Raw genomic sequence first — 10,670 nt, forward strand, 5'->3', positions numbered from 1 at the left:
GCACCGTGGCGCTGCCGTTTGTCTTCATCTTCAACACCGATCTGCTGTTGATCGATGTGACATGGGCTCAAGGCATATTGGTGGCCATATCGGCGACCATCGCGATCCTGGTCTTTACCGCCGGGACGATGGGGTATTTCCTGACCCGCAGCCGCATCTACGAAAGCGTGCTTCTGGTTCTTGTGGCCTTTGCCCTGTTCCGTCCGGATTTCTTCATGAACCGGATCATGCCACCCTTTGCCGAGGCGGCCCCGAGCGAACTGGTTGAGGTGCTCTCGGCTTCTGAAGCGGGGCAGGAGTTGCGGCTCCGCATCGAAGGTCCCGATTTTGACACTGGCGGCGCGGCTTCCACAACGCTGGTGATCCCCTCGGATGGCTCCGGCGATGGTCTGGCCATGGCCGAGGCAATCGGTCTGGTGCTGTTGCCTGAAGACGGGCTGATGAAACTGGACGCGCCTGGTTTCGGCACCCCGGCAGAAGAGGTCCTTGGCAGCTTTGATTTCTATGGCGATGACCCGGTTCAGGTCACCGAGATCAAGGCGCCGCAGGATCAGCTGCCCAAGGAGCTGATCTTTATCCCCGCATTGCTGCTGCTGGCATTGGTGGCCATGATGCAGCGTGGTCGCGCCAGCAAGGAAGGAGTACCGGCATGAGCAAATCCGTTCTATGTGCGCTTGAACTGAGCGATGCGGCGCTGGACCGCAAGGTGCTGGAACAGGCGGCGCGGCTTGCTGCGCTGGATGATGCCCAGCTGGACGTGGTGAACGTCCTGCCGGATTTCGGGGAAAGCTGGGTTTCCGGCTTCTTCGAAGAGCACCACCACGACAAGGCGGTCAAGGACACCACCGCGCATCTGCGGGACCTCTGCGAAGAGGTTCTCGGCGCGGAGCGGAACGCCAAGGTGCGCCATGTGGTGGCCACCGGCACCGCCTATCAGGAAATCCTGCAAGTGGCGGCAAAGGCGGGAACCGATCTGATCGTGATCGGCGCGCATAAGCCCGACCTCAAGGATTACCTCCTTGGCCCCAACGCCGCGCGGGTAATCCGGCACAGCGACTGTTCGGTCTACGTGGTTCGGTAGGTCAGCGGTCCAATGCTGAGTACGACAGATCAGAGGCGCCCGCTTGTGGCGCCTCTTTTCATGCCTGACAGCTACTCGTCTGGCTCATAACCGGTCATCTCCAGATACCCGCGACCGTTGTGGCTACCGCTGACCCGAACAGGACCCTCCCAATAGGGAAAGGCGGTGCCCATCCAGCTTTGCGGGTTCAGCGCCTCCACGGTTGCTGACAGCTCCTGTTCAGGCAGCGAGATCTGCCAGCGAGTGGGAACGGAGCGGCCCGCGACGCTGCTGTAGTCCAGCGGCTGCGCTGAGAAGGCGCCATCGGGCAGGGCGCGGGCGTTGCCATCGGCAGTAATCCATGTGCCGGATGTGAAATCGCCGCCCGCGCCGCGCAGAACGAACCCCATCAGTTTTTCACCGCTGTCAAAGGTTAGGGAGAACCAATCCCAGCCGGTCTGATCCTCATCGAGTGGCTGACTGGACCATTCCCGGTCAAGCCAACCGTGGCCGGTGACGGCAACAGGGCCCGAGGGCAGCATCAACTGCCCCTCGATGCGGTAGCCGGGCTGGGAGTAGTAATAGCTCGCCTGTCCGCTGGCGGATTTGACCGAATATCCATCCGCGCCATGCAGGACCAGCGGCGTGTCGGCCGAGAGCTGTAGATCATAGGAAAACTCCATTCCGCTGGCGCGGAGGCTCAACTGGTCGATGCCTGCCCCGGTGCCGCGCACCTGCCAATCGTCGATCCAGGCGTTGAACGGATCTGCGGTGACCCCGGCCTGTCCGATACCGCCGCGCGCCAGACGTTCAGCGAAGTAATGCTGCCGTTCGGTGGTGAGGCCAGCATGCCCCATCCAGATCTGCGGGCTGTCCCAGCCCGGTTGCTCTCCGGGGGCCAGTGCAGAGCGGAATAGGGTCCACTGAATGCCGTACTCTTGTCCGTCCGCGTCTTGAAGATTGGCGGTCAAGTACCACCATTCAATACGAAAACCTGGGTGCGGGCCATGGTCGCGCGGAAAGCTGAGCACGGTGCCCGGTTCGGGGATGGCAAATCCTTCAGCCTTGGTGCCCAGGCCCGCGAAACCCTGCGCCCGCAACAACAAGGGCGCAAGGGTCAGGCCGAACGTCAGGAGAACGGCAGCAAGGATCGCCAGCGGCTTATCGTTCATTGGCAAAGACCTTCAGCAGGTGGGATGGTGACAGGCGGCTCAGCTTGCGGGCGGGGATCAGGGCAGCCAGGGCGGCGGCCAGCAACGCCAGCAGGAACAGGCGCAGCCAGTCGAGTGGGAACAGATACATCGGCAATTGCCAGCCAAAGGCCGCGACATTGATCACATCCAGCAGCGCCCAGGCCAGCGCCAGCCCCAGGGGTAGCGCCAGACAGGCAGTGAGGCCCGCCAGCAGCAGGCTACGCAGGATGTCGATCCGGGCCAGCCGTGCGCGCGTCACCCCCATGGCCCAGACCGGTGCCAGTTGCGGTAGCCGCTGCCCCCAGAGGGTTAGAAGGCTGGTCAGCATGGCAAAGCTGGCGACCCCCAGCGTCAGCAGGTTGAGCGCCTCTGTGACGACGAAAGTCCGGTCAAAGATCGCCAATGATCGCGCCTTGATCGTGGCTTGGTCTCTTATGCTTTCCGTTTTGATATCAAACCTCTGCCGGACAGAGCTGATAAAATCCGCGCTGCGTTCCGGGGGGATGCGGACGCCAAATTGCCGGTTCGGGATGTCGGGCGCGCGGTGCAGCAGATCCGGCAGGGCGACGATGGCCTGGCCGTTTGGATTGCCGTAATCGGAATAGATCCCGGCGATGGTCGGGTTCCAGTCCGGCGCAAGTGTAAGCGTGTCGCCGGGCGCATACTCGTGGCGCCGGGCCAGCTGTTCGTTGATCAGAATGCCCTGACCCGCGGCCACCTGATCCCAGACGCCGGGCAGCGCCCGCAGGATCGGCCAGTTGTCCCGGTAAGTCGGATCGTCGACAACGCCATAGATCCGCAGCGGTGCCTCTCGGTGCCGGATCTCATGCCAGCGGATCGGCAGCAGGCGGACATCGGGCTGTGTTTCAGCCCATGCCGCAAAGTCAGTGCCCTGCTGGTTGCTGTTCAGCGTGATATAGAACTCTGCCGCCAGCCGCTGATCCAGCCAGCCGGTAAAGGTGAGCCGAAAGCTGGAAGTCATTGTTCCAACGCCAATATTCGTCGCCAGCGCCAGCAGAAGCGCCATCAGCGCCAGCGACAGGCCGGGCAGTTGCGCACGGCTGTCGGCCCAGATCCATTCTGCGAGCGGACCCCGTGCACTGCGGGCCCCAAGGCGCAGCAGCAGCGACAGCGCCTGTGGCAGCAGCAGCGCCGCGCCCAGCATCAGCCCGGCCAGAAAGGCAAAGCCCGCCACCAGCCCGTCAAACATCCACAGCGTAGCGCAGCCAGCGGACATCATTAGGAAGCCTGCAAGAGCGGTCAGCCGGAAGGACCGGGCGGTCTGCTGTCCCCGGGCGGAGGTTGCCGGAGCCGCCAGCACCGGCATGGTCCAGAGGCTGAACAGCGCCCGCGCGCCTGCCAGTGCGGTCCCCGCGAGGGCAATGCCAAGGCCGGACAGAACCCATGCCGGGCGCAGGGTCAGGCTGCCTTCGACCGAGGCACCGTATAGTCCGGACAACGTCGCGCTGACATCTGGCAGCAGCGCCGCCGCAACGCCATAACCTATGATCAGGCCAAGGCCACCAGCGCCCAGTGCAATGAGCGCAAGTTCTGCCACCAGTAAACCAGCAAGGGTGCGCAGCGGCAGCCCGAGGCTGCGCAGGGTGCGGAACAGACCGCGGCGATGCTCCAGCCCCAGCCCAATGCTGCCCTGCACGATGAACAGCCCGACGGCGAAAGACAACAGACCAAAGGCAGTGAGGTTGAGGTGAAAACTGTCTGTGAGCCGGTCCGTAGCTGAACCTGCCGTCTGTGCGCTGATCCGGGTGAGCGCTGGCGCTAGTTGTTCTAGCGGCGGCAGGTCACTGGATTGTTCTGGAAGGATCACCAGCCGATCTAGGGTATCCGGACGCTGGAGAAGTCGGCTCGCCAAGCTGATATCGGCAATCGCCGTGCCTCGGGGCACCTCGGGGGACGCTACAATGCGCGGCGTACGCTTGACCGGTGGAAGAGACGCGGCGGTCTCCGGGTGCAGGAACAACTGGCCGGGGGGCAGCAACGACAGTGAGATATCGGATGCCTCATCCTCTTCGCCTGTTTCTCCGGACAACAGTGCGACAGGCGGCGGGTTCAGGAGATCAATCCCCATAAGATCAATGGATTGCGTGCCCAGCTTGATGCGCCCCTCTAGAACCGGAGCCAGCCGCCAACCGGCGCGGCGTAGGGCCACATAGGTATTAAGCGGGATCACGCCATCACCGGCCACCAGCTGATCGGCCTGCGCTTGTCCCAGTTGGCTGGCGGCGCGGGCATAGCTGGCGCGGGCCTCGGCGTTGATGGCCTGCACCGCTGACCAGAGACCCGTGGAGAGCGCCAGCCCGGCGACGATGGCGAGCAACTGGAAGGGATGGCGCCGCCAATGGGACAGCAACGTCTGAAAGGCGGCAGTGATCATGCGATCTGGCCCTGTTTCAGGTGCAGCCGCCGGTCCAGCTGGTTGGCGATACTGTCCGAATGGGTCACCAGAAACAGCGCCGCGCCGCTGTCGCGCAGCAGCTGTAGCATCAGGCCCATCACCGCCTCGCTCGCGGTTTCATCAAGGTTTCCGGTCGGCTCATCGGCCAGCAGCAGCGCCGGGCGCAGGGCCATGGCGCGGCCGATGGCGACCCGTTGCTGTTGTCCGCCGGATAGCTGGTCAGGATAGCGGTCCAGTAAGTTCGATAGGCCCAGCCGGTCGGTCAGACGGTCTTCCCAGGCGCGGTCCCGGCGGCGGCTCAGCCGTGCGTGCAGGCTGAGGTTGCTACCAACGCTGAGGGATGGGATCAGGTTGAATTGCTGGAACACGATAGAGACCTGCCGCTGGCGTAGGGCGGCGCGCGCGGCCTCGTTCAGCCCGGACAGGGGCGTGCCCTCGATTGTGATCTCTCCGCTGTCAAAACTGTCCAGAGCCGCAGCTAGATGGAGCAGGGTGCTTTTCCCCGATCCGCTGTCCCCGGTCAGGGCCAAGCTGGATCCGGCCTCAAGCGTCAGCGAGACCGCCTGCAATACGGGCGTCACACCTTGGCCTGAGGTATAACTCTTGCTCACGTCGGTAATCTTGAGAACCATAGTGGTTTGTCATCCTGTCGGCGCTGGGGTGTTGGTTGTGACTGGGAAACATTTAGGGGCATTTTGCGCGCGGAACAGGGCGGCCTGCTGGGATCGCGGCGTCAGTTCGGGACTTTGGAAACGGGGTCGGGCTCTCACAGTACCGGCGCCAGCAACCGGGCCACGGGGGCGAAAAGGCGGACGGACCAGTGTTGCGCTGCGAGTGGCCGATCCAAACTGCGCGCGCGACTGAAATCATCCTCCAGCATCGCGGCGACAGATTCCGCCGCGCCGGTATCAAAGAACAGCGCCATGGTTTCGAAATTCAGTCGAAAAGAGCGATTGTCCATATTGGTGGTACCGACGGCGGCGACGGTATCATCGACGACAAAGGTCTTTTGATGCATGAAGCCCCCGGAATACTGCAGGACCTGAACACCGACCTTTTGCAGGTCATCGAAATAGGCGAATGAGGCCAACCATGGCAGGTAGTGGTCGACAATGCCTGGCAACAGTATGCGCACATCCACGCCGCGCAGCGCTGCGTGTTTGAGGGCGGCCACCACATCAAGGTCGGGAACGAAATAGGGCGAAGCGATCCAGACCCGGCTGCGGGCGGCAGAGATGGCCGAAAAGAACATCATTGATCCGTTTTCGGTGGTATCCCCGGGCCCTGTCGGGACGATCAGGGCGGATCGGTTTTCCGGCGACGGCTCCGGCTCCCATGTGAGCAGGTCCAGGATCGGCTCATCCGTCAGCCAATGCCAGTCCTGCGCATAGGTCAGCTGCAGCTGTTGCACCACCGGGCCGGTCAGCTCCACATGGGTGTCGCGCCAGTCGCCAAACGCCTTGGTGTGGCTGATATATTCATCGCCGACGTTCAGCCCACCAGTAAAGCCGACACGGCCATCGGCCACCACGGTTTTGCGGTGGTTGCGAAAGTTCAGCATGAAGCGGTGCTTGGGGCCCCTTTGGGTACCGCGATCCACCAGATTGACGCCAGCCTGTTGCAGCTCGGCAAGATAGGAGGTGGGCAGGCCGTGGCTACCGATCCGGTCGGCCATGAACCAGACAGCAACGCCGCGCTGTCTGGCGGCGATGATGTGCCTCTTTAGGCGGCGTCCCAGATCATCGTCGCGCACGATGTAGAACTGGATCAAGAGGTAGTCGCGCGCCTCATCTATGGCGCGAAACATACTGGCAAACCCGGCTTTTCCGTCAATCAGCAGGCGGAAGCCGTTACCGGTACAGACCTGCAGGCCAGAGACCGCTTCGAACGGTGCAGGGTCCACGGCCATCTTCGCCGGGCTATGTGTACCCCGCACCTCGGCCATTGGCTGCATGTCCTGCACGGCGCGATGGGCGTCCTGGCGGGCGGCGCGGTAGCGTTCGAACCGGTGATGGCCAAAGATCATATAGGCGGGCAGGGCGATCAGGGGCGAGGCCAGCAGGAACACGACCCAGCCGATGGCGCCCTGTGGCGTGCGGGCGGTGCGGGCCGCGTTCAGCGCGCCCAGAACCGCAAGCCCCCACATCAGGAGGACGCCACCCGTGCTGATCGCGACCCAGAACGTCACCTGGCCTGTCCCATTATTCGGTTCCTTTCCAATGGAGTATGGCCGGGGCCTGCGCTGATTGCCAGTGGGCAGTCGTGGGGCGAGGACCGCAGGCTTTTGGGTGACCGGGAGGACACAGGTCACACCAGAGGTGAAAACCAGCCCTGTCAGACTGGCGATTCTGCCGAGGCTGTGGAACGGTTTGCAGCATGAACCTGTTTGCTGTCTTTTCCCCTTGGCTGCGCGCATTGGCACGCGCTGCCGCCGCATTCAACCGCAAGAACGGATGGGTGATGAGCAGTCATATCGCCATGTCGATGATGCTGGCGCTGTTCCCCTTTGTCCTGTTCACCGTCGCCCTTTCGGGGGCCGCCGCGAGCCTTTTGTCACAGGATGTCGCGATCGAGGATCTGGTGGACCTCGTCTTTGGCGGCTGGCCCGAGGAGGTTTCTAAGCCGATCCTGAACGAACTCTTCGCGGTTTTGGAGACCTCCAGCACGCAACTGGCAACGTTGGGCGGGGTTCTGGCGCTCTATTTCGCCTCTAACGGTGTCAACGCGGTGCGGGTGGCCATGGTCAATGCCTATGGCGACAACGATCCCCGGCCTTTCTGGAAGGCGCGCCTGATCTGCGCCGGGCTGGTGGTGCTGGGCGGCGCGGGCATCCTTGTGGCGGCTCTCTTCGAGGTCGTTTTGCCGCTTTATGTCCGCTATATCGCTGATCTGCTGCCCTATCAGCTGGTCGGACCGGGATGGGAGCGGGGATTCAGTGGCGTGTTGTTGTTTCTGTTGCCACTGGTCGCGGTGCTGCTGTGCCATATACTGCTGCCCGGGCAGCGGCACCGGGTATCGCAGATCCTGCCGGGGGCGGTGCTGACGGTGGTGCTGTGGTGGGCAGCGGGGATTGGTTTTGCGATCTATGTCGGATCTTTCGCGCAGTATTCGGCCACCTATGCGGGGCTAGCGGGAGCCATGGCGGCGATGATCTTTCTTTATGTGAATGCCGCGATCCTGATTTTTGGCGCCGAGTTCAACGGTGCGTTGATGCGACTGGACCAGCCGGGCGCCGAGGCAGCAGAGGCGTCTGGGGACAGCTACGTCGAATAGTATGCACCAGCGGTTCTTGGAAAATTCGGAGGTGGAAGCCTTATTGTTTCCGGTTTTGCAACAAAAAGGCAGGTTTGCCACAATTTGGCCATCGGCTGGGCGAAATACGCGGGTAGGCAAGATTCAGCCGACGCAAGAATAAGGACCGCCGCGATGCTGAAACGCCTTCAAGATCTGTTCAAGAGCCCGATGCCCGACATGGCACCGACGCCGCGTCCCCAGATGATTTTCCGCCAGTGCGAAGACGAAGGCCCAGATGCGCGTTTGCTGCGTGAGCTGGCCACCCTGTCCCTGCAGACAACGCAGCAGCCGTTGCATTAAAAAAGCGGCCCGATCGGCCCGCCGGGGCGCTTAACCCCGGAAGCCGGTGGCAATCACGAACTTTTCGGAACTGTCCGACCGCGATGCGGGCGGTTTCACATTGGCGACCTTGGTGAACTTCTGTTTCAAAAGTTTCTGCAGGTCGCCCTCGGCACCGCCGGCCAGAACCTTGGCCACGAAGGTGCCGCCCTGTTCCAGCACATCAAACGAGAAATAGGCAGCTGCCTCGCAAAGGGCCATGATCTTCAGGTGGTCGGTCTGCTTGTGGCCGGAACTGGCAGCGGCCATATCCGACATCACCACATCGGCCATGCCACCCAGCCATTCCTTCACCTGATCGTCGGCGCCCTCATCCATGAAATCGAGCTGGTGGAATTCGGCCCCTGCCAGCGGCTCGACCTCCTGCAGGTCGACGCCGATGATGCGGCCGATGGATTTGCCCTGCTTTTCGCCCAGCGCATTGATGCGTTTGACCGCGACCTGCGCCCAGCCCCCCGGCGCGCAGCCAAGATCAACGACCCGGGCCCCCGGGACGAGGAAGCGGAACTTGTCATCCAGCTCCATGATCTTGTAGGCGGCCCGGCCGCGATAGCCTTCGGCCTGGGCGCGGCGCACATAGGGGTCGTTCAGTTGACGCTGCAACCAGCGGGTCGAAGAAAGCTTGCGCCCGCGAGCGGTCTTTACCTTGACCTTGAGGTCACGCTGGCCGCGGCCGGAAGTGTTCTTGCCGGTCGGGCTCTTGCCGGAAGGTGTCTTTGCCATCTCTTTGTACCATCTTTGCCGATGTCGGTCTTTGCCAGTATAGGCTCGCTTTCCGCGGTCCATGACAGATCGGACGCGAAAACTCAAATGCCGAGGGTTCGGTCTGCGTTATTAAAAGGGTCCGTCTTCCAGAACACCGTCCGCGCTCATCTGTGCATAGAGCAGCCCTTCGCGCAGGCCCCGGTCCGCGACCGACAACCGGTCGGTGGGCCAGCAGCGAAGGAGAGCCTGCAGGATCGCGGCGCCAGACATGATCAGCGCCTGACGGTCCTCGCCGATACGCGGATCGCTGCGGCGCCCCTGCGGGCCGAGATCCAGATAACCGCGGATCACCTTGTCGATCTGATCACTGGTCATGCGCAGCCCATCGACCTTGGTGCGATCGTAGCGCTTCAGCCCCAAATGGGAGGCGGCGACGGTCGTCACCGTGCCCGAGGTGCCGACGATCTGGAAACCTTCGCGGGCCTGCTCATCCTTATAGGGGGCAAAATCGGCGAGGTGTTCTTCGAAGAACCAGCTCATCAAGGCAAAACGGGCGGCATCGTCGTCGACGTCGTTGAACTGATCGCGCAGTGTCGCCACACCCAGCGGCACGGAAATCCAATCCACCACCTTGGCGGCGGGGAAGGGGCTTTCGGCGGGGTGGAACCCTGCGTGCAGGCGCATGATGGCGGAGGGCCGGTCGCGGCGTGGGACCGAGGAAATGTCGATCCAGACTAGTTCGGTCGAGCCGCCGCCAATATCCACCACCAAAAGCTGTTCCGTCTTGGTCGAAACCAGCGGCGCGCAGGAGATCACCGCCAGACGTGCTTCTTCCTCGGGCTGGATGATTTCAAGCGTCAGACCGGTTTCCCGTTTGACCTGCCGGATGAAATCGCGCGCGTTCTTGGCGCGGCGGCACGCCTCGGTGGTGACGAGCCGCATCCGACGCACTTTGTTCCGCTTGAGCTTTTGCTGACAGATGCGCAGCGCCTGAATGGTGCGCGACATCGACGAACGAGACAGGCGCCCAGTTCGTTCAAGGCCGGTCCCCAGCTGGACCGACTTGGAAAAGCTGTCCACCACGTGAAAGCCACTGCCATTGGGCTGGGCGATCAGCATGCGACAACTGTTTGTGCCAAGATCCAATGCCGCATAAAGCGCATCCGGATCCGGACGGGCTGGTACAGGGGTTTCAACCGCCTTGGGAAACGCGCCCGCACCTTTGGAACGCCTGGGCGCCATGATTCACGCCCTCCGATTATCGTGTTGGTTTTAGGATATGTTCACAAAGACGTATGTGCAAGGGCGGCGGCGCCCGGATCGACGCTTTCCTTGTACCGGTTAACGGCGCTGCTCCGGCCCTTGTTTCGGCGTTCAGCCTGTGTTGCCAGGGGCTTGTGCAGGGTCTTGGCGACAACCTCATAAGCTTGATGAGAATTATGAGGATGCCCCTCTGTGGCCATGCGGGCCCGGAGAATGTATTCAGAGCCAGAGCAAAAGGTCGCTCAAACCCCAAGTGTTGTCGAAAACCGGCACCCGCGTTTCAGGATCGCATTCTAGAAACGCAGCAGAACAGACGCGAAGCAAAGGACCCGACATGCCTGACGTCACCATCGTATACTGGCGCGATATCCCGGCTCAGGTCATCGTGGGCAAGGGCCGC

Annotated in this window: 10 protein-coding genes; 4 read left to right on the forward strand and 6 right to left on the reverse strand. The window is 62.5% G+C overall.

Features of this window, described 5'->3' with window-relative positions; translation table 11 throughout:
- A partial coding sequence (locus C6W91_RS20090; protein ID WP_370571478.1) for a DUF3394 domain-containing protein occupies positions 1 to 653 on the forward strand: 653 nt, incomplete at its 5' end.
- On the forward strand, positions 650 to 1,081 hold the full coding sequence (locus C6W91_RS20095; RefSeq protein ID WP_274829272.1) for a universal stress protein: 432 nt from the start codon (positions 650 to 652) through the stop codon (positions 1,079 to 1,081). The genes C6W91_RS20090 and C6W91_RS20095, both read left to right, overlap by 4 nt.
- 71 nt (positions 1,082 to 1,152) lie before the next feature.
- On the opposite strand, the gene C6W91_RS20100 is transcribed toward C6W91_RS20095, so the two are convergent.
- The 4 genes from C6W91_RS20100 to cls all read right to left on the reverse strand — a co-directional run bounded on the left by C6W91_RS20100 (position 1,153) and on the right by cls (position 6,857).
- Entirely contained in the window at positions 1,153 to 2,232 is a 1,080-nt protein-coding gene (locus C6W91_RS20100; RefSeq protein ID WP_274837111.1) for a lipocalin-like domain-containing protein, read from the reverse strand.
- On the reverse strand, positions 2,222 to 4,648 hold the full coding sequence (locus C6W91_RS20105; protein WP_274837110.1) for an ABC transporter permease: 2,427 nt from the start codon (positions 4,646 to 4,648) through the stop codon (positions 2,222 to 2,224). The genes C6W91_RS20100 and C6W91_RS20105 overlap by 11 nt, the downstream gene beginning before the upstream one ends.
- Positions 4,645 to 5,301 (reverse strand): ABC transporter ATP-binding protein, encoded by a 657-nt coding sequence (locus tag C6W91_RS20110; protein ID WP_274834208.1) that lies wholly within the window; start codon positions 5,299 to 5,301, stop codon positions 4,645 to 4,647. Before C6W91_RS20110 ends, C6W91_RS20105 begins: the two co-directional genes overlap by 4 nt.
- Before the next feature lie 134 nt (positions 5,302 to 5,435).
- Entirely contained in the window at positions 5,436 to 6,857 is a 1,422-nt protein-coding gene (cls, locus tag C6W91_RS20115) for a cardiolipin synthase (protein WP_342455863.1), read from the reverse strand.
- A 188-nt stretch (positions 6,858 to 7,045) separates the two neighbouring features.
- Between cls and C6W91_RS20120 the strand changes: the two genes are divergently transcribed.
- Together C6W91_RS20120 and C6W91_RS20125 are read left to right on the forward strand one after the other, a co-directional pair.
- Entirely contained in the window at positions 7,046 to 7,942 is an 897-nt protein-coding gene (locus C6W91_RS20120) for a YihY/virulence factor BrkB family protein (RefSeq protein ID WP_274837109.1), read from the forward strand.
- A gap of 153 nt (positions 7,943 to 8,095) precedes the next feature.
- Positions 8,096 to 8,263, forward strand: coding sequence for a hypothetical protein (locus C6W91_RS20125; RefSeq protein WP_274829277.1), 168 nt, complete (start codon positions 8,096 to 8,098; stop codon positions 8,261 to 8,263).
- 30 nt (positions 8,264 to 8,293) lie between these two features.
- Here the strand turns inward: C6W91_RS20125 and C6W91_RS20130 are convergent, their stop codons facing one another.
- Entirely contained in the window at positions 8,294 to 9,025 is a 732-nt protein-coding gene (locus tag C6W91_RS20130) for an RlmE family RNA methyltransferase (protein ID WP_274829278.1), read from the reverse strand.
- A gap of 111 nt (positions 9,026 to 9,136) precedes the next feature.
- Complete coding sequence (locus C6W91_RS20135; protein WP_274833666.1) at positions 9,137 to 10,249, reverse strand: Ppx/GppA phosphatase family protein; 1,113 nt, start codon at positions 10,247 to 10,249, stop codon at positions 9,137 to 9,139.
- Positions 10,250 to 10,670: the final 421 nt, after the last annotated feature.

Origin of the sequence: Phaeobacter sp. SYSU ZJ3003, assembly GCF_041300735.1 — a bacterium.
GTDB classification, from domain to species: Bacteria; Pseudomonadota; Alphaproteobacteria; order Rhodobacterales; family Rhodobacteraceae; genus Phycobacter; species Phycobacter gallaeciensis_A.